This is a genomic window from Candidatus Alcyoniella australis (genome assembly GCA_030765605.1).
Lineage (GTDB): Bacteria > Lernaellota > Lernaellaia > JAVCCG01 > Alcyoniellaceae > Alcyoniella > Alcyoniella australis.
The window spans coordinates 1-18514 of record JAVCCG010000048.1 but is presented as its reverse complement, the minus strand read 5'-3'; the positions used below and the strand labels follow the sequence as shown (position 1 = coordinate 18514).

General features: G+C 60.7%; 17 protein-coding genes. 5 read left to right on the top strand and 12 right to left on the bottom strand.

Going from position 1 to position 18514, the window contains the following annotated elements:
* Positions 1–9: 9 nt before the first annotated feature.
* On the bottom strand, positions 10–2130 hold the full coding sequence (locus tag P9M14_05345) for a response regulator (protein ID MDP8255153.1): 2121 nt from the start codon (positions 2128–2130) through the stop codon (positions 10–12).
* Positions 2131–2383: 253 nt separating this feature from the next.
* On the opposite strand from P9M14_05345, the gene P9M14_05340 reads away from it, so the two are divergent.
* Positions 2384–4882 carry a hypothetical protein gene (locus P9M14_05340; GenBank protein ID MDP8255152.1) on the top strand — a complete coding sequence of 833 codons (2499 nt, stop codon included), beginning with the start codon at positions 2384–2386 and terminating at the stop codon, positions 4880–4882.
* Here the strand turns inward: P9M14_05340 and P9M14_05335 are convergent.
* From P9M14_05335 to P9M14_05325, 3 genes are read right to left on the bottom strand one after another with little or no spacing between them, the layout of a single operon-like run.
* Positions 4879–5067: a hypothetical protein gene (locus P9M14_05335; GenBank protein ID MDP8255151.1), complete on the bottom strand. Its 189-nt coding sequence runs from the start codon at positions 5065–5067 to the stop codon at positions 4879–4881. The genes P9M14_05340 and P9M14_05335 overlap by 4 nt on opposite strands.
* A 27-nt stretch (positions 5068–5094) precedes the next feature.
* Positions 5095–5733, bottom strand: coding sequence for a SurA N-terminal domain-containing protein (locus tag P9M14_05330; protein ID MDP8255150.1), 639 nt, complete (start codon positions 5731–5733; stop codon positions 5095–5097).
* On the bottom strand, positions 5730–6731 hold the full coding sequence (locus tag P9M14_05325; GenBank protein ID MDP8255149.1) for a hypothetical protein: 1002 nt from the start codon (positions 6729–6731) through the stop codon (positions 5730–5732). The genes P9M14_05330 and P9M14_05325 overlap by 4 nt, the downstream gene beginning before the upstream one ends.
* A gap of 158 nt (positions 6732–6889) precedes the next feature.
* Between P9M14_05325 and P9M14_05320 the strand changes: the two genes are divergently transcribed.
* Positions 6890–7372, top strand: coding sequence for a hypothetical protein (locus P9M14_05320; GenBank protein MDP8255148.1), 483 nt, complete (start codon positions 6890–6892; stop codon positions 7370–7372).
* 93 nt (positions 7373–7465) lie between these two features.
* On the top strand, positions 7466–7993 hold the full coding sequence (locus P9M14_05315; GenBank protein MDP8255147.1) for a hypothetical protein: 528 nt from the start codon (positions 7466–7468) through the stop codon (positions 7991–7993).
* Positions 7994–8058: 65 nt separating this feature from the next.
* On the opposite strand, the gene P9M14_05310 is transcribed toward P9M14_05315, so the two are convergent.
* Genes P9M14_05310 through P9M14_05280 form a run of 7 tightly spaced genes read right to left on the bottom strand, consistent with a single transcriptional unit; the run spans position 8059 to position 15308 of the window.
* Positions 8059–8997: a carbohydrate kinase family protein gene (locus tag P9M14_05310; GenBank protein MDP8255146.1), complete on the bottom strand. Its 939-nt coding sequence runs from the start codon at positions 8995–8997 to the stop codon at positions 8059–8061.
* Between the two features lie 8 nt (positions 8998–9005).
* The gene (locus P9M14_05305; protein ID MDP8255145.1) at positions 9006–11153 is read right to left on the bottom strand and encodes a diguanylate cyclase; all 2148 of its coding nucleotides are present in this window, start codon (positions 11151–11153) and stop codon (positions 9006–9008) included.
* The gene (locus P9M14_05300; protein ID MDP8255144.1) at positions 11153–11485 is read right to left on the bottom strand and encodes a septum formation initiator family protein; all 333 of its coding nucleotides are present in this window, start codon (positions 11483–11485) and stop codon (positions 11153–11155) included. Before P9M14_05300 ends, P9M14_05305 begins: the two co-directional genes overlap by 1 nt.
* Positions 11482–12504, bottom strand: coding sequence for an FAD:protein FMN transferase (locus tag P9M14_05295; GenBank protein MDP8255143.1), 1023 nt, complete (start codon positions 12502–12504; stop codon positions 11482–11484). The genes P9M14_05300 and P9M14_05295 overlap by 4 nt, the downstream gene beginning before the upstream one ends.
* Entirely contained in the window at positions 12501–13040 is a 540-nt protein-coding gene (locus tag P9M14_05290; GenBank protein MDP8255142.1) for a hypothetical protein, read from the bottom strand. Before P9M14_05290 ends, P9M14_05295 begins: the two co-directional genes overlap by 4 nt.
* An 11-nt stretch (positions 13041–13051) precedes the next feature.
* Positions 13052–13993 (bottom strand): carbohydrate kinase family protein, encoded by a 942-nt coding sequence (locus P9M14_05285; protein MDP8255141.1) that lies wholly within the window; start codon positions 13991–13993, stop codon positions 13052–13054.
* Positions 13974–15308 carry a hypothetical protein gene (locus P9M14_05280; GenBank protein ID MDP8255140.1) on the bottom strand — a complete coding sequence of 445 codons (1335 nt, stop codon included), beginning with the start codon at positions 15306–15308 and terminating at the stop codon, positions 13974–13976. Before P9M14_05280 ends, P9M14_05285 begins: the two co-directional genes overlap by 20 nt.
* A 207-nt stretch (positions 15309–15515) precedes the next feature.
* On the opposite strand from P9M14_05280, the gene P9M14_05275 reads away from it, so the two are divergent.
* Both P9M14_05275 and P9M14_05270 read left to right on the top strand, forming a co-directional pair.
* Positions 15516–16979 carry an OB-fold domain-containing protein gene (locus tag P9M14_05275; protein MDP8255139.1) on the top strand — a complete coding sequence of 488 codons (1464 nt, stop codon included), beginning with the start codon at positions 15516–15518 and terminating at the stop codon, positions 16977–16979.
* A 10-nt stretch (positions 16980–16989) separates the two neighbouring features.
* A complete protein-coding gene (locus P9M14_05270) occupies positions 16990–18186 on the top strand; it encodes an acetyl-CoA acetyltransferase (GenBank protein ID MDP8255138.1) in 1197 nt (398 codons plus the stop codon).
* A 57-nt stretch (positions 18187–18243) separates the two neighbouring features.
* Here P9M14_05270 and P9M14_05265 read toward each other — a convergent pair.
* A partial coding sequence (locus P9M14_05265; GenBank protein ID MDP8255137.1) for an alpha/beta hydrolase occupies positions 18244–18514 on the bottom strand: 271 nt, incomplete at its 5' end.

Genomic DNA, 18514 nt, shown 5'->3' with positions numbered 1-18514 from the left:
CCCGCTTGTCTAAATTTGTAAGGCTTCGATCGTGATTCCCAGCAGAATTACAGCGGAGATCGTGCGGTCGTGTTCGGGCGTGCCGCTGAGCAGCTCGGCAACGCTGCTGCGTCCGTTGAACGAGCGCAGACAAGAGCGCTGCGCGGCCGTACGCAGCAGGCTGTCCAGAGGGATCGTCGCTTCTTTGTAAAGACGCGGTCTGCTGTCTCTGAAGCGAGAGATCAGTTGAGCCAAGGTGCGCTGTTGGGCCAGGTTGAGCATCCAATCGGCGATCGCTTGCGGCAGGGTCAGTTGGAACTGTAAAGCCGGATCCTGCTCGAGGGTCACGGGCGCGAACTCCCAGTTCCCCTCGGTGATCGCCAGCAGTTTCGTCATCCCTTTTTCGATCTGGATTTGCAAAGCCTCGAACACCTGGTGCGGCTTAACCAGACCGTTGATTAATAATACCTCGCCCAGTTTCCGGCCCTCGTCTGCGGCCTGGATCAGCGCATTGTCGCGCTGCTGCTCGTCGATCCATCCCTGATCGATCATGATTTCACCCAGGCAGGGCACGACCGCGCCCTCCGAGGTGACTTTCAGCGGCTTTCCATCGTGCACTTCGAGCACCAGCGTATCGTCCCGGCCGTTGACGCCCAAACGTCCGGTAGGTTGATGGTGGTGGATACGCATCAACTCCCGAGGCAGATTCAGACCGACGATTTCCCCGCTTCGGCTTCCGGAGACCTCGGTCTGGAACGCCTGCCGGTTCGTCCCGCGCAACGCGGCGCCTTGGCTGCTCGGAGGATCTTCAACGCTCGGGGTCGGGACCGGGTCCGCGGCCGCAGGCGGCTGGTCAATAGACGGTCGGGTCGAGATATAGCTCGCATTGAAGTCGACTTTACCCGGACCGGCGGCGATGCCCTTGAGGCGGATCATGCCGGTTATCAGCAACAGGTAGAGTAGTTTGAATGTATCGACCAGTCCCATGCTGCTGCCGGCCATTAGGTCGCCCAGCGTACGTTTGCCGTTGCACAGTTCGAGCAGCTTTCTGCCGCCGCTGCCGATGTTGATCGCGATTTTAATTTCTACGTTCGCCTGTTCGACGTTGTTGATCACACGCAGTCGGCGATGTTCGTAGAGCAACGGTTCCAATTTTTCCAGGCCGTAGGCTTCGCGAACCTGCTTGAGCAGCAGCACGATATATTCCGACGCTGCGATCTGCGCGGTGGTGGAGACGTTGGCGAGTTCGATCTGGTAGCTGCTCAGGTTGAGCTTGAGCACGGCCGCGAGCTTGCGCACAAGTTGATCCAACAGCACCTCGTGCAGCTCGTGGGGCGTGATTAATCCCGACTCGATCAGCACCTCGCCCAGCGGTCGTTCGTGGACAAGGGCTTTCTTGCGCAACTGATCCAGGTCGTCCAGGTCGATCAACTCGCGATCGCGCAGCAGCCGACCGGTACTCATCTCCTCGATGAACGGCGAGAGGATCAACGTGGGCACGCCCTGCTCGAACTCGAGCTTCCACAGTCCGTTGTTGCCGGTCTCGATGGTGGCCACGCAATCGATCTTCTGCTGGAATATCGCCAACAGGATCTGCGGCAGGTTTGCCGAATCAGTGGTGCCGATCGACGGAATAACCTGCGGAAGATCTCGTGCGGCCGGTCGGGGCGTTGGCGGGGAAGGCTCGGGTTTCTTGACAGCCGAAGCTGATTTATCCGATCCGTTAGCGTCGATCTCGACCAGAGACGCCGGCTCTTGCGGTATCAGCGAATCGTCCAACAGATTTTCGATCGCCTTTTCCAGGGTAGTCATATCGAACGGTTTTTCCAGGTAGCTTGCGGCGTCGGCCTTGTCCATCACCTCGCGGATGAATTTGGGGCTGCGACGCATGTCGAACAGCAGGATGATCGGCACGTCCTTGTAATACGGGTCCTCGCGCATCGTGCGGCAGATGTCCATTCCGTTGAGGTCGGCGGTGAGCATGCTGATCACTGCGACGTGCGGTGGAGTGCGTCTGAAGCTGTCGATGACTTTGCGACCCGAGAACTCGACCTCGACATCGTATCCCTTGGCACTGAGGTAGCGAAAAATCTCGTTCAGCGCTTCGGCGTTGTGGTCAACGATCAGTAGCTTGGCGTATTGAGGTGCCATTATCTTCCTAAGAGTTCTTCGCCGACTTGACGCCCGCGATTAACGGCCGCGCTTAAGTTAAAATACTTATTATTCCATTGCATCGGGAAATAGCGCCAAGCACGTATTATAAGCAAGGGCCGCACTTAATGTATAGAGCGAAATATGAAGAAAACGTGTAAACGCTTTGGATTGTTGCCCCGTTTGGGGCTCCTTGATACTCTTCCACAACTTGGCGCAATGGCTTGAAGGAAAAGCATTGAAAGAGCCTTTTGTGGAACAATTTAACACGGCTGTGGACAGGAAGACGCTGACCATTGTCGCGCTGTGCGCGCTATGGATGCTGCTGTTCGAGACCGTCTTTTTTCAGCTGATAACTTTCACCGTAAATTACCTGCAAGCCTGCCAGGTGATCTCCATGGCGCTGCTGGGGATCGGGCTGGGCGGAATCGTGGCCTCGATAGTCCCCTCGCGCAATGCGATGCAGGTCGCGGTCACCGCCGGATGGGCTATGCCAGTCTCGGTTCTGGCCAGCCTGGCGCTGATCATGCTCTTCCCGTCGCGCACGGCGCTGATCGAGCTGGCGTTGGCATCGCCGTTCATTCTGGGCAGCCTGATCATCTCGATTCAGCTCACGCTTCATCCGTGCCACAAGGTCTACTTTGCGGATTTGGTCGGCGCCGCCCTGGGCGTGGCGGCCACGACGCTGTGCCTGCCGTTGCTGCGCGAGGAAGGCAGTGTGCTGCTGCTGGTGAGCATCGGCGCGTTTATCGCATTGATGATCACCAACAGAACCAAGGCCAGCCTACGACTGCTGATCGCCGCACAGATCGTGGCCGGGCTGATCGCCGGCATGGCGATTTTCGGGATCATCACCAACCAGCGATTCGATTGGCTCAACGTGGCGCAGCAGGTGCGGGAGAATCCCGAGGACCGCAACAAGATCTATAGCCGTTTGGCGCGCGAGAGGAGATCTCAACCCTCCGACGAGACGGTCTATAAGCGCGGATTGGGCAGCCTGATCGAGCGCGTGGATGTGGTCAAGCGCCGCTCGCGCTACGTTGTGTATTACAACGGATACCCCAACGATCATTTCACCCGCAACCTGCCCGCCAGGCATCGTCATGATCGGCGGCTGCCCGTGGGCCTGATGCACGTAATGGATCCGGACCAGCGGGTGCGGCGCGCCATGATCCCGGAACGTTTCGATCTCTCGCCGCCGTCTCGCGCGTTGCGGGTGTTGGACTCCGGACTATCGGCGGCACTGAGTCGCCATTGGCCGACGCTGCGGGCTATCAGCGATCCGGGCCATACCCTGTACGAGCCCAAGGACGTGATGATCGTCGGTCCGGCCGCCGAGGGTATCACCAAGCCGGCTAAAATTGCCGCCGGAACCAACGGCCGCGTGGTCGGCGTTGAGATCAACCCGGCGATCGTCAAACTGATGACCGAGATCTATGACGGAGACGTCAGCGGCCATGCCTACGACGACATGGAAATCCGCGCAATGGACGCCCGCGCATATCTGGCCGACAGCAAGCGGTCTTTCGACATGATCACCATGCTCAACACCCACCGCATTCGCACTGTGGGCGACGTCGGACCGCCGGAATATTTGCACACCTATGAGGCGTTTAGCAGCTACTTCGATCACATGAACGACCGCGGGGTGATTGTGCTTGAGGAGCGTGCGCTGTCGGAAAAGGCGCCGTACGGCATCGCGCGGATCGTTCTCACTGCGGGACGCGTGCTGACCGATCGTTTCGGCGCCCAGGACCTGTCGCGACAGATCCTGGTCTATACCTGGATCGCTGGCAGTAAGTACGTCTCAATTCTAATTAAAAAGACGCCGTTCACCGACGAGGAACTGGCCTGGCTCGACAAAAGCTGGCGCATGCACAACTCCCCTGCCCGGCGGGTGCGCTGGTCGGCGTTCCCTGGGTTCCATACAGGGTCGGTTTACGAGGCGGCGGTCAGCGGAATCGGCCTGGCGAAGCTGGCTCCGCCCACGACACACAATATGTCGCTGATCACGGACGAGAAGCCGTTTCCCTACGACGTGTTCAAGGCGCGAGATGAGCATTGGCGGGTGATTCGCAGGGTGGCGATCTTCGCCCTGTTGCTCGGCGTGCTGCCGGCGCTGTTACTCGGAGTCGGCCTGTTTGCGCGTAAGCGTGTGCGCAATCCCGGCCGCGCCGGAGTGCTGATGCTCTACGCCATGGCCCTCGGGTTGGGCTACCTGCTGACCGAGATCGTGTTGATCCAGCGCTTCCAGATGTTCCTGGATTCGCCGATCTGGGCCGTGCTGGTCGTTTTGGGCGTGATGCTTTTCGCCTCCGGACTGGGCAGCCTGTTCGGCGGAAGTTTCCACGGCCGCAAGGCGGCGCTGGCGTTCGTGGCGATCTTGGCGGCGATCCTGTTTTGCGCATACGCCGTCCCCGGGCTGTTGCGCGCGCTGATCTTCCTGCCGCTGAGCCTACGCATCGTAGTCTCGGCCTTGATCGTCGGGTCAATCGGATTCTTTATGGGCATGCCGCTGCCGATCTGTCTGAACATGCTGGCAAAGAGCAGCGGGCCGCGGCTGTCGGCGATGGCTTTCGGTCTCAACGGATCGGCAGGCGCAGTGGCCACCTCGGTCGCTCTGCTGACCAACAAGCTCTACGGTTTCACCGGCACGTTGTGGTTGTCCGCCGCGGCCTATGCTCTGGCGCTGCTGCTGATGTTGGCCGCAGGAGCCGGGGCTCCGGCAGACACGTCTGACGCTGAGGGTTAGTCGGACGCTTCCTGTGCCTGATCGAGGTAGTTATCGCGCTGATTCTCGAGCTTGTCCTTGGCCGGGAACCACTGCTCCAATTTCTGGTCGACGTAGGTCTGAACCGGCTCGGGAAGCTGCCGTATCGCTGCGAGCAGTGCGAAGATGAACGCCAGGATCACCAGGATAACGATTAATTTCTTCATCGAGTCCCCCTCGATTTCTCGACGCTATTAAAGAGGCGTGGGCATGATTTTGACCTGCGCATTGCGCGTCAGTTCCTCCCACCAGCGCTTGAGTTCCTCGTTGTACAGATCCTTGCGCACTCGGTCCTCGATCTGGTTAAGCAACGCTCCGCCGTACAGATCTTCCTTGTTCTCCTCGTAGTAGCTGTTCAGCCGCAGTTCCACCTGTAGGTTGACGCGTTTGGCCACGAAGTTTTGGGCTACGATGTAGCGTTTAAAGACCTCCAGCAGATCTTCCTGGGTCCGCCAGCCGTTGCTGTAGATGAATTGCTCGAATTGCTGCTGATCGGCGAAGCCATCTTTGAAGTGCTCGAAGTCACTTTGCAGCTGCTGTTCGTCGTAATCGGTCAGGTTGAGCTTCACCGCCTGGCGATAGACCAAAGTGAGGATCACCAGTTCGTCGAGCACTCCCTTGAGCGTTCCCTGTTCGAGCACGACGTCGATCTGGAGCAGGCTGTTTTGCGTACGCTCGACGATCTTACGGAGGCGGATCAGGTCGCTGAGCGTGATCACCTCGGAATCGACCGTGGCCACGATCTTGTCGATCAGCTTGGCCCACGCCGGGCCGCACAGCAGGCAGACGATCAGCAATGCGATGATCAGCGTCCCGGCGCCCCGATGGTTCAATTCATCTCCCGGCTGCCCGGCGGGCCGAGCTGTTCAAGCTGGTTGAGATTCTCGAACGCCCACAGCCGCGCCAATGATTTCATGTCCTCTTCGTCGAGCAGGCCGACCACGGCCGCGGACTTGGCGGAGCAGCGCTGGGCGAGCAGGTCCAACGAGTTTTGCAGCGGTCCGGCCATGGCCGCCTGCACTGTGTCGATCTGACGCAGGCCCGGCCCAGGCAGACTCGGATCGCCCTGCGCCGAACCGCGGATGACCTGGAAGGCCAACAGCGAGCCGTGTTCCACGTCCAGCGCCATTGCCGCAACGCAGTAGCGTAGATCGCAGCCTTGCGGGCCACAGACCAGCTCGAGCTTCAGAACGTCCGCCACCACGACGAATCCCGATCGGCCGCGCTGCGTCAGCTTGTCCAGGGCCAGTCCGCGGTAGACCCGGCTGGAATCGTTGTCGCGGATCAGCTCCACGCAATACAGCCCGAGCCTGCCGCGCTGGGAACGCGGACGGTGTTTGATGCGGTAGACCCGCGGCGCCAGGTTCGGGCCGGGTACCCTGGCCTGCTCGTCGTACAACAGCTCGCCGCCGCGTGGAACATCTTGCGGTTCTTCCCACAGCCGCTGGAACTCGTCCCCTTCCAGGGGTTCGACCAGCGCCACGGCGCGGTTGCGCGAGAGCAGCGACAAGTACTGATCGCGGTCAATAGTCGACTCGATCGGCGGACCGTCGTAGGGCCGGAGGGTCGGCGCGTCCTGTTGATCCTCGCTGCGCTCGTGAGCGGGAACATCGGATGCCTGCAACATCTCGGCGACGAAGATCTCAATGAATCGTCTGGAATCGTAGTCGATCCGCCGGTGCAGCGCGTCCGCAGCCACACCGACGTCGATCACTTGCGAGACCTCCAGCGTCTGCGGAACGATCACCACCAGGGCCGATTGCTCGTCCGCGAATCGTTTGAGGCTTCGTTGATCGCGCGACGAACAGGCCGGGATCATTATCAGCGCCAACAGCGTCGCCAGGATAGAAATCGATCTATATAGCATCGTCAAACAATATAGACCGGTGATTGATGCTGGCAAGCCCATTGCTTAACGATTATCTTGGATTGACCCGACAAGCCGCTGACTGGTAATAAAGACCAGACACAATACAGTGAGTTGGAAATTTGCTGAAACTAGCCCTGTCGACGCTGATGTTGGCAATTGCATCGCTGGCTTACCACCTGTTTTCGCCGCAGCACATCTACAGCCTGGAGCCCTATGAGCTTCCGGTGACCATCGCGCTTTTCTGCTTGTGCTGCGTACTGGTGATCGTCCGCTGGATCATCAGGCTCGCCACGGTGCCGCGCACGATCAAGCTTGAGGACAGACCGCTCACAGTGTCCGACGTTCACAACGATATCATCGAGGCCGTGCGCAAAGCCCCGACCGTCCGCCAGGCAGTCGACATGGTGTTCGAGAAACACCGGATTCCGAAGAAAGAGATCTACGAACAGGTGATGAAGCTTCTTGCTTCTCCTCAAGAGCATGAGGAAGTGAAGATGTCAAAAGATACCTGGGATCTGTCGCCGGGCGAGATAGTTCAGGAAGACGATATGTGGAGCGTGGTCGACGAAGAATCACAGGATTCCGGCGAAGACAAGGATTGAGCCGTTTAACCCCAAGATAATTCCCTTGCGGAGGTTTTACGGTTTATTGTATTTTGCTTACAACAATCCACCACTTAATGTTGGAGAAAAATGATGAAGAGCAAATTCTGGCTGATCTTAGCCGTATCGATCGTTGCCGCAATGATGCTGTTTGCAACGGTCGCCTGTGACGAGGGCGACGATGACGATGACGATACCAATCCTCCGATCGACGACGACGATGACGACGACTGCACGGACAACTCCCCTCCGGGAATTCTCGAGTTCCGCTTCTGGATCAACGATACCGAGACCACGACTACGCCGCTGGTGATCGACACTGACGACGCGTTCGATTTCGGCACTGTTTACGCAGATCTGGAGTGCAACCTGGTCGATGGTCAGATCTGGGTGCAGCTTGACGGCGGCGATTGGAGCACGATCGCGTTGACCGCCGAGGACGTGGCCGACGGCTTCCCCTGCGTGGACGACTTCGTCAAGCTGTATATCGGCGATGACGCGGGCCCCAGCGGACTGGCCGTGGGCGACCACGCTGTCAACGTTCAGCTCGAGGACAACTGCGGCGCGATCAGCGATCCGGACAACTTCGCTTTCGAGGTGATCGAGCCGGTCGCTAAATAACGCGAACCAAATTCAAAGACCAAGTCATCGACAGCCTCGGCATTACTGCCGGGGCTGTTTTTCTATTATCTGCCGTTGTCCGCGATGAAACGCAGCAGGGTCTCGCGGTCGGGAATCCCGTCCCTGCCGCCCAGCCGCGTCGATTTGAGCGCTGCCGCCGCGTTGCAGAACGTCAGCAGGCGCGGCAGGTCGTAGCCGTGCAGCAGTCCGCAGACAAATGCCGCGTGGAACACGTCCCCCGCGCCGGTAGTGTCGCAAACCTTTACATCAAAGCCCGCCGCTTCGACGATCCGCCCCTCGTGCCATGCCAACGAGCCGTTGCGGCCGTCGGTCATCACCACGGGATTGCCCTTGCCGTGCATGCGCGCCAGCTGGGCCAGCGCCCGGCGTTTATCGTCGATGCCGGTGATGGTGCAAACGAAGCTGCTGTCCGAGACGATGTAATCCACGAGCTCGAGCAGCCGCTCGATCCCCGGCGGCGTGCGCTCGGCATCGAGCACCACGCACATGCCCGCCTCACGTGCCCAGCCCACAGACTCGAACAGGGCCGGGATCTGGTGCGAATCGCACAGCAGCATTCGGCCCGATGTTACGTGTTCGCGCTGAAGTTCGCCGGGCAGCAGCTCCAACTCCCGAGACCGGTGATAGGCGATGGTGCGTTCGCCGCTGAGCTCGTCGACGAGCACGATCGCCAGTTGGTTCGCTACATGCGGCGCGGCGTGCACGCAGCCCTGGGTTTCGATGCCAAGGTCGATCAGGGTCTGCCGGCTGAAGCAGCCGAGCTCGTCGCCGCCGAATTTTCCCAAATAGCGCGCCCTAAAGCCCAGGCGCTGCACTGCAACCGCGGCGGTCGCAGCCTGTCCGCCGCCCTGTTTATGCAACGCGGTCATCTGTGTTTTCTTGCCGTGTTCCACAAAGCGCTCGATGCAGCAGATCAGGTCGACCGAGTTGTAGCCCAGGCAGACCACGTCGAACGGCCGGGAATCAACGGTTGTATGTCTCACTGGGCGCCTCAGTCGTCCTTTGCGGAAAGATCGCGGATGTGGGTTACACGATTGCGTCCATTGTTCTTTGAAAAATACAGCGCATTGTCGGCCATCTCGATCAGATCCGGCTTGGTCAGTGCATCGTCGGGATAGCAGGCGATCCCCACGCTGATTGTTATCTTCAGCGTCTTTTGTTCAAAGGGGATGCGCATGTTGGCGACCGCCTTGCGCAAACGATCGCTGAACTTGATCGTTCCCTCGGCGTTGGTGTTCAGCAGTACGATCGCGAACTCCTCGCCGCCGTAGCGCGCAGCGAGATCGATCCGACGAACCGAGGAGCCCAGCAGCGCCGCGAGCCTGCGCAGAACCTCGTCTCCCGCCGGGTGACCGTAAGTATCGTTGACCAGTTTGAAGTGGTCGATATCGACCATTACCAGGCTGATCTGCGTGGGCATGCGTTCGGCCCGTGCCAGCTCCCGCACGAGGAACTCCTGGAAGATGCGATGGTTGGCCAGGTTGGTCAATCCGTCGGTGGTGGCCATCTGCTCCATACGCAGGTACATCCGCGCGTTTACCAGCGCCTGTGTGCACTGGTCGGCGAACACGCGCATGATCTTCTGTTCGAAGTCGGAGAACGAGCGCGGCTTGCGCCAGGCAAGGACAATTGCGCCGATGCCGCGGTCCAGGTGCAACAGCGGGATACACAGCAAGCTGCCCACGTCGCGCAGTTTTAGATTGTTGGAGAGCAGCGGTCGACGTCTGCTCTTTTTCAGCGAACGCTCCCACTCCCGGATGTCGGCATAGGCCAGGAATCTGCGGTTGGTGATCGACCATCCGACGAGGCCCTCGCGGAGATCGAACTTTTTATCGGCCAACTCATCGGCGAATCTGCCACGGGTCGATTCGATCCAGGCTTGCTTGCCGTCCGATTCGAGCAACACCATCAAACCCGAGCCGTAGTCCAGAATGCTCTGCGCCGATTCGAGTACGATCCTGCCCAGGTTCGATAGTTCGAGGCTGCTGGTGAGACCCTGGCTGACCTTGAAGAACGCCGCGAACTCGCTCTTTTCGGCCTCGAGCTCCGCGTTGAGCCGGGATTGCTCGATCGACTGCGAGATCAGTTGAGCGAAGCTGCCCAGCACGCGCCCGTCGCGGCGGTCAAAAGACGATTCCTCGAGGCTGTCCACGACCAGTACGCCGGTCGGCGATTCGAGCCGGAGCACCGGCGCGGCGAGCACCGAACGCACGCGCTCGCGCCGTTTGTAGTAGCCCAATTGGTCGGAGTCGCGGATCGTGGGCAGCGCCAGGTGGGTGCCGTGTTTGATTACCCAGTTCAGGGCTGTCTGCGAAAGCTTGATCGACTCCACGTCGCACACGTGCTTGGAACCGCTGATCTGCATCCGCACGCGCAGGTAGCGGCTGTCAGGGTCGAGCAGCAGCAGTACCGCACTGTACGCGCCGAAGACCCGCTGGGCGATCGTCAGTACTGTGTACAGCTCCTCGTCCAGGGAGAATACCTTGCGCACCGTGCTGCGATCCTTGGCGTCGCGGCTGAGCGAGGCCAGCTCGTCGTGGGTTCCGGCGCGCGAGGCCAGATCCACCGCGTCATGTCGTAGTTTGGCCAGGACGGCCTGGGCTCGTTTGACCTGGTCGCGCTCGAGTTTGAGGAAGATTCCCAATCCCAGACAAAACAGCAGCATGAAGCAGAAGTGATATAGCACCTGCAACATTTCGATCGGCTCGATTCCCAAATACAGCTTCTGCCCAAGCTCAGTCGCGGCCAGAATCGCCGAGAACAGCAGCCCGATCGGAATCGTGGAAAAGGCGACGATCAAAACGACCAGCATGTAGTTGATCGGGTAGAGCTGGCCGGACACGCCGCCGGAACTCTGGATAATCGAATTGACCACGGCCACGCTGAGGATGCCGATCTCCAGGGTGTCGAAGGTCGAGCGCGTCTCGCGGCGGAAGTAACGCAACAGTTTGAAGATCAGCAACAGCGCGCCGCAGAAGATCACCCCGAGCTTCCACAGCTCGATATCGATCAGCCGCGAATTGGGTCCGCCGATTACGCCCAAGACGATCATCAGCAGCAGGGCCGCCGAATAGAGCATCGCGTAGTTGCGCCGCAGAAAACGCCATGCGCCGCTGAGGGCCGATTGCAACCAGGTCATCAAGGATCGGTTCCCGAATCGTCGGCGGGCGTTCGCTCGTCGCGCTGATCGTCATCGTCCTCGAAAAAAACCACGATCTCACCGTCCTTGACGTATCCCAGCTCCTGGCGGATCGCCTGTTCGATGGCGCGCACATCCTCGGTGAGCATCTTGATCTGTTCGGACAGTTCCTGGTTGGCGCGCGACAGCTCCTGGTTCTCGGTATTGATCTGTTCCAGCTCGTTGTTGAGCTTGACGTAGGTCCATAGTCCGTAGTCACCGCAGAACAGGTAGAACAGCAGACCTAGCAACAGCGCGATCAGGATATAGATTACGGTCTTGGAGATGTTCATCGGACCAGCTTCAGGCCCAGTGCGGCGGCGCCGGAACTCGATGTCACCGAACCTGCGTTGTCCACGATCAGCACCTCGACATCGGGCATCGATTCAATCAGCTCCATCCCCTGTTCCGGGCCGAGCACGAACACGGCCGTGGCCAGGGCGTCGGCCAGGGTCGGATCGAGCGCGATTATCGTAACCGACATGCAGCCATCGGCGGGCCATCCGGTCCGTGGATCGATTATATGATGATAGCGCTTGCCCTGATAGATGAAAAATCGCTCGTAATCGCCGGAGGTGACCACCGCGGCATCGTGCGGCTCGATGGTTGCCAGCAGCTTTCCGATCTCGCGCGGGTGCTGAACTCCGACGCTCCAGGGTCCGGCGGGTTTCTCGCCCAATGCGTAGAGATCGCCGCCGGCGTTGACAATCGCCGCGTCAATGCCGTGGCTGCGCAGAACCTCGACGGCGCGGTGCACAGCGTAACCCTTGGCCATCCCCCCTAGGCTGATCGCCGCGCCCGGAGTTGCCAGGCGCACGGCCCTGCGTTGGGGATCGAGCTCGATCAGTCGAAAGTCGATCAGCGGCAGGCGTTGCGCGATCTGCGCCGGGTCGGGCGGCCGGGCATTGTCGCGGCCGAAGCTCCACAGCCCCAGTCCCTTGAATGAAAGATCAAAGGCGCCGTTTGAACGTTGCGAGATCTGATTGGCAAGCTCGATAAGTTTGAAGGTCTCATCGGAGACCACGACCCAGTCCCGCCCCGCTGCACTGTTGATTTGCGAGATCTCGGAGTCCGGCCGGTAATCAGACAGCCGGGCCTCGATGCGATCGATCTGGGCAAAGGCCGCATCCGCGGCAATGTCGGCAACGTCGGCCGTGGGAGCGACCAGACTGATCTGTACCTGGGTGCCCAGCTGCATCCGCTCGAAGCGATAGACCCGCGGGCTGAGGGCGGCATGGTCAGGGGAGCATCCGAGGGCGAAAACCAGCAGGATCAGACACAGCAGCGCCGGGGCGTTGCGTGGCCCGATCACTCGATCCTCAATACCAGGCCGGCGGGCTGCGCGGCGTCGATCTCTCCACGAACGCCACGGACCTTGATCTTGTCGAGCATGATTCCGGTCTCCAGACCGGCGGGAGCCCGGACTGTGAAACTTACATTGCACAGCCGCAGGTTGCTTCCCGGAGCTGCATTGTCGTTGATCCAGGCCTGGGAGAGCTGCAGCCGGCCTTCATCCTCCGTTGCGGCCAGCGCTACGAAGCTTACGTCGCGGCCTAGAGACTCCTCGGGCCGGCTGTCGAGGTATTGCAGCACGTCGCCGTCCCAGACCAGCTCGTAGTCCAGTCGTTTCAACGCGCTGGGAGTCGATAGATCGACTGCTACGGTGATCTTGCGCGGGATTTCAACGGGCGTGGCGAGCTGGACCAGATTCAACGTCGGCCTATCGGGAATGGATGCGGCATTGGGTTTTGCAATATTGGGATCATCGTTGCACTGACAGCCGTGGGCAGCCATGCCGCACAAGATCAGCAAGACAATTACGATCCGCCGGCCGTGACTCGCGCCCATTGCTCCCCCGATTAGTCGGATCGTTTCAGCGCCTCGATCAACTCCTCGCGTCCCATCAACGTGGTCGTGCCGCCTGCCCCGCGTACCGAGGCCGTGCCCTGAAGCACGGCCATACGCAGGCAATCGCGATCAGACATCCCCTGTAATAGTCCGAAGGCGTAGGTTGCCACGAAACAGTCGCCTGCGCCGGTTGTATCCTTGACCTCGACCTGCGGAGCCGATTCGATAAATGATTCGTCGTGGCTGACAAACGCGGCCCCCTGCTCGCCGAGCTTGATCACCACGGCATCGGTGAAACTCAGTAAACGGTCGGCGCCCGCCTGCCATTCGTCCTCGCCGGTGATCCGCAGGCACTCGGCCTGGTTGCAGAAAAACACATCGGCCAAAGAGACCAGGCGTGCGACCTCGGGCTGCTCCAGACTCGCCTCGCAATGGCAGGAGTCGATCAGCACGCTGTAATCATCTTGCATTGCGACCGAGCACAACGGATCGAGCACCTCGGGCTCGAAAGCCTGAAACGGGAATCCGGGGATGATCATGATCCGCGGTTTGTGCTGCTCGCACAGCAGTCGGACGTCGCGTCGCTGGGGAGACGGATCCTTGTACGACAGAAACGCCCGCTCATTGCCCAGGCTGTAGCTGACGGTCAGCGCCGTGCCGCCCAGCTCGAGACGGCGAATCGCATCAATGCGCACGCCGACGCGCTGCAGCTCGCGCAGCATGAAGTCGCCGAACAACCCCTGGTCCACGTCGGCGGCCAGGGCAACGTCGACCCCGAGTTTGCCCAGGCATCCGGCGATGTTGAACACTCCGCCGGGCAGCAGCTGGAAACTTTTTGCAAAGATTTCCTCGCCAGGTTGCGGCACACCTTCGAGCCCGCTGAATATCAGGTCGAGGTAGATCGGGTCGAGTCCCAGGACCAGGACGTCGAGCTTAGCTCCAGTTGCCGACATACTCGGCGTGCTCCTTAAGCAGTGCGGACAGGGCGCGTTGGGCCTGCTTGGGGCCGATCAACGGGTGGATCGAAAGCGCTTCGAGCGCGGCGCGTTTATCGCGGGTGATGATCGCGCGGCTGGAGAGGCTCTCGAAGGTCTTGATCCGACGCAACAGCGCGACAGCCGACGGGGCGGGACGTTTGACCGGTATCGCTCGCGGGCCTTCCGGGCCGACCACACACGAGCTTTCGATGGTGTCGCTACGCGGCAGGTCAAGGGCGCCGCTGTGGTTGGGCAGGATCAGCACCATCCGACGGGGCTGCTCAGCGTGCAATGCGTTGAGGAAGTTCAGCGCTACACCGGCGTAGCCCTCATTGGACAGCGCATCCGTGGGGCGTTGGCGTCCCTTGCCCCAGGCGGCGCTCATGTAGCTCGATTCGCGCGAGGCGATCATCTGTTCGTGAGCCTCGAGCAGCTCCTCGGCGTTGCGGCACTTTCCCGCAGCCTCGAGAAAACGGTTGGTCAGCTCCAGCACCTGATCGCCGCGGGTTTGTTTTTTACGGGACTGAACCTGCATCGCGTGGGCGTGCCGCCAAAAGTAATAGAGGTACTCGTTGGGAATCGCCCCGAGGTCGGTGATTTTCGTCGGCTGAAACACGCCGTAGTTGCGGCGCAGGAAGCCGCTGTCGCGCACCAGCGCGCCGAGGATGCTTCGCCCGTTGAGCCGGGCCTGGGTGACAAAGCTCAGATGATTCAGGCCGATTACGCCCAGCTCGATATCGTCCAAACCCAGGCCGCGCTCGTTGGCAACGTGGCGCGCCAGAGCCGACGCGCTGTCACAGACACCCACCGAACGGTTGAATCCCGCGTCGTGCATCGCCTGGGTCACCAGTCCCGCGGGATTGGTGAAGTTCACCAGCCAGCAGCGGGGCGCGCGCTTGGCGACCTGCTTTGCAATCTCGAGCAGGGCCGGAATCGAGCGCGCGGCAAAGCTGAATCCGCACAGGCCAGTAGTCTCCTGGGCCAACAGCCCCAGGCGCATCGCGATCCGCTCATCGGCGGTCCGTCCCAGTTCTTTGCCCACGCGGATCGTGGTGATCACCAGCGAGGCGCCGTCAACGGCCTGGGACAGGCTGTGGGTCGACTTTAGTTTGAGCCCGGCACCGGAACGCTGGATCAGCCGCGCCCCCATCCGCCGCATCAAGGGCATACGGGATTTATCGTTGTCGTAGAGCATCAGCTCACTGATTCCGGCCTGTTGCGGACGACCGAGCAAGGAGCTGATGAACAGCGGAGTCCTGATGCCTCCGGCTCCGATCAAGGTCAGTTTCATTTGCGTATTCTCCGGTGGTCGGCTGATTCGCGCTGAGACTAGCCACAGGCACCAGGCAGGTCAAGTACGCAAAGCGCAACGCTTTGACTCACCTTGCATTAGTCAGATGCTTCTGTTCAAATCCTTTTCGTATTCTGCAGCAACGATACGGCAGCGCTTAATCCTCACAAAACTAATAATTCAATTCTACTCAGGGAGGACTGCCTGATGATCGGCATTGTGTCCTATGGCGGGTGCGTGCCACGCTACAGATTGAACCGGATGATGGTCTTCATGGCCATGGGCTGGTTCAATCCCGTAACAATGGCTGCTGCCGGGGGTGAGAAGGCTGTGGCGAACTTCGACGAGGACAGCATCACGATGGCGGTCTCCGCTGCCATCGACTGCCTCGCCGCTCCGGCAATTTCGCGCGAATCGATCGACGGCCTATATCTGGCCTCGACCACTTTGCCCTACAGCGAACGGCTCAACGCCGCGATTGCGGCCTCGGCGCTGGACCTGAACGAGAACTGCCGTACGGCCGATTTCAGTTCGAGCCTGCGCGCCTCGACCTCCGCGTTGCTCGGAGCGATCGACGCGATCAAATCCGGCGCCAACAGCAACATGCTGGTGGCAGCGGCCGACAGCCGCCTGGGCAAGATGGGCAGCCTGCAGGAGATGTTCTTTGGCGACGCCGGGGCCGCCCTGTGCGTGGGCTCACACGACGTGATCGCCGAGTTCAAGGGCTCGGTGAGCATCAGCGCCGATTTCCCCGATCATATCCGCGAATGCGGAGCGCGCTTCGACCGCAACTGGGAAGAGCGCTGGATGCGCGACGAGGGGTACAGCAAGCTGATCCCCAAGGCGCTCAAGAAGCTGGCCGAAAAGTTCTCCTTCGACCCACAAGACGTGGCCAAGGTGATCTACCCCTGCCACTTCGGGCGCGAACACCGCGCGATCGGCAAGCGGCTCGGGCTGGAACGCGGGCAGGTGCAGTCGATGCTGATGGACGAGGTCGGGGACAGCGGCTCCGCTCACCCGCTGTTGATGCTGATCGCAGCGCTGGAGCAGGCCAAGCCCGGAGATAAACTGGTCGTCGTGGGGTACGGCAACGGGGCCGACGCCCTGCTCTTCCAGTGCACCGACGCCATCGCCGATTTCAAGGGACCGCTGGGAGTTTCGGGCTGCCTGCAGCTCAAAGAGGACCTCAACTCTTACCAGAAATACACGGTGTTCCGGAACATCGTGCCCATGGAGCTGGGAATCCGCGGTGAGACCCAGGCACCAACTCCACTGTCCGTGCTGTGGCGCGAACGACGCCAGGTGATGGGACTGGTGGGCACCAAATGTCAGGCCTGCGGTTGGGCGCAGTACCCATCGCAACGAATCTGCGTTAATCCCGAGTGCGGTGCGATCGATCAGATGGAGCCCTACCGCTTCTCGGACAAACCGGGCACGATTTTTACCTACACCGGCGACATGCTGGCCTTCAGCTTCGATCCGCCCGCGGTCTACGGCATTGTCGACTTCGAGGGCGGCGGTCGTACGCAGATGGATTTCACCGACTGCCTGCTCGAGAAGATCAAGGTCGGTCAACAGGTGAAAATGAGCTTCCGGCGCAAGTACTACGATCAGCAGCGCGGGATTCACGGCTACTTCTGGAAGGCCGTTCCCGTGGCCGAGCTGGGCTGAGGAGGCACCGATGGCAAGCGGAATTAGGGACAAGGTAGCGATCGTCGGAATGGGATGCACCAATTTCGGCGAACTGTGGAACAAGGGTCCGGCCGACCTGATGGTCGACGCGATGATCGAGGCGCTCGAGGACTCGGGCCTGGAGAAAAAGCAGATCGACGCCGCATGGCTCGGCGCGTGCTTCGACGAGGTCAACGTGGGCAAGAGCGCGATCCCGCTGTCCACGGCGCTCAAGCTCGACTTCAAGCCGGTCACGCGCGTTGAGAACTTCTGCGCCTCGGGGACCGAGTCGTTCCGCGCCGCGGCCTACGCCGTGGCGGCCGGGGCCTGCGACATCGCTCTGGCGATGGGCGTGGAGAAGCTCAAGGACACCGGCTACGGCGGATTGCCGGACTTCGGTACGGCCACCGGCTCGACCAACCGTTTCATCTTCCCCAACCTCACGGCCCCGGGCGGATTCGCGATGATGGCCACGCGCTATTTCGACCGCTACGGGCTCAGCCGCGAGGAGGGCAAGAGAGTTTTGGCCCACATCTCGTCCAAGAGTCACCATAACGGCGCGCTCAATCCCAAGGCGCACCTGCGCCGCGAGGTGAGCATCGATCAAGTAATGGAAGCGCCGATCGTGGCCGATCCGCTGGGTCTCTACGACTGTTGTGGTGTGTCCGACGGCGGAGCCTGCGCCATCATTACCACCCCCGAGATCGCCAAGAGCCTGCGACCCGATCCGATTTACGTCAAGGCGCTGCAGATTGCGGTCACATCGGGGATGGAAGCGGCTCACAACTCCTGGGACGGTTCGCACGTCGAGACCACCTGCCGCGCAGCGATCCGCGCTTACGAGGAGGCGGGTATCAAGTCGCCGCGCGATGAGGTCAGCCTGATGGAGGTCCACGACTGCTTCTCGATCACCGAGCTGGTGACCTACGAGGATCTACAGATTTCGCCGCGGGGCAAAGCGCGCGACGACGTTGAGAGCGGATTCTTCGACCACGACGGCCAGCTCCCCTGCCAGATCGACGGCGGACTGAAGTGCTTCGGCCACCCGATCGGCGCATCGGGCCTGCGGATGATCTACGAGGTCTACAAGCAGCTGCAGGGCAAGGCTGACGAGCGGCAACTCAGCGATCCGAAGGTCGGCCTGACCCACAACCTGGGCGGGTTCCCCTCGGGCTCGGTCTGTTCGGTGGCGATCTTCGGCAAGTAGTATTAACGCGATTGATAACGGGCCTCGTCCGGCTTAGCGGACGGGGCCTTTTCTATGTCAGCCCTGCGAGCTTGAGGAATCGAGCACGTCGGTCATCCAATCGAGCATCGCGGGCCAGACGTGGTTCGGCGCCTCGTCGCCGGTGAGCAAATCGATGTGCCCGAACTCCGGCTCTTCGTTGCTCTGCCCGAAAATCCGCAGGGTTTTAGGACCCTCGTACTGGTCCAGAGCGGCTTGGATCGATTCCAGCGGCACTGTGCTGTCGAGGTTTCCCTGGATGAACATGAACGGTTGGCGCTTGGATTTGAAGCGCTCCTCATAGGTCGGC

What these genes read in the sequence shown, in the direction of transcription:
- P9M14_05345 (MDP8255153.1), bottom strand. Translation starts at nt 2,130, where the DNA reads ATGGCACCTCAATACGCCAAGCTACTGATCGTTGACCACAACGCCGAA.
- P9M14_05335 (MDP8255151.1), bottom strand. Translation starts at nt 5,067, where the DNA reads ATGAAGAAATTAATCGTTATCCTGGTGATCCTGGCGTTCATCTTCGCA.
- P9M14_05315 (MDP8255147.1), top strand. Translation starts at nt 7,466, where the DNA reads ATGAAGAGCAAATTCTGGCTGATCTTAGCCGTATCGATCGTTGCCGCA.
- P9M14_05305 (MDP8255145.1), bottom strand. Translation starts at nt 11,153, where the DNA reads ATGACCTGGTTGCAATCGGCCCTCAGCGGCGCATGGCGTTTTCTGCGG.
- P9M14_05300 (MDP8255144.1), bottom strand. Translation starts at nt 11,485, where the DNA reads ATGAACATCTCCAAGACCGTAATCTATATCCTGATCGCGCTGTTGCTA.
- P9M14_05290 (MDP8255142.1), bottom strand. Translation starts at nt 13,040, where the DNA reads ATGGGCGCGAGTCACGGCCGGCGGATCGTAATTGTCTTGCTGATCTTG.
- P9M14_05285 (MDP8255141.1), bottom strand. Translation starts at nt 13,993, where the DNA reads ATGTCGGCAACTGGAGCTAAGCTCGACGTCCTGGTCCTGGGACTCGAC.
- P9M14_05280 (MDP8255140.1), bottom strand. Translation starts at nt 15,308, where the DNA reads ATGAAACTGACCTTGATCGGAGCCGGAGGCATCAGGACTCCGCTGTTC.
- P9M14_05275 (MDP8255139.1), top strand. Translation starts at nt 15,516, where the DNA reads ATGATCGGCATTGTGTCCTATGGCGGGTGCGTGCCACGCTACAGATTG.
- P9M14_05270 (MDP8255138.1), top strand. Translation starts at nt 16,990, where the DNA reads ATGGCAAGCGGAATTAGGGACAAGGTAGCGATCGTCGGAATGGGATGC.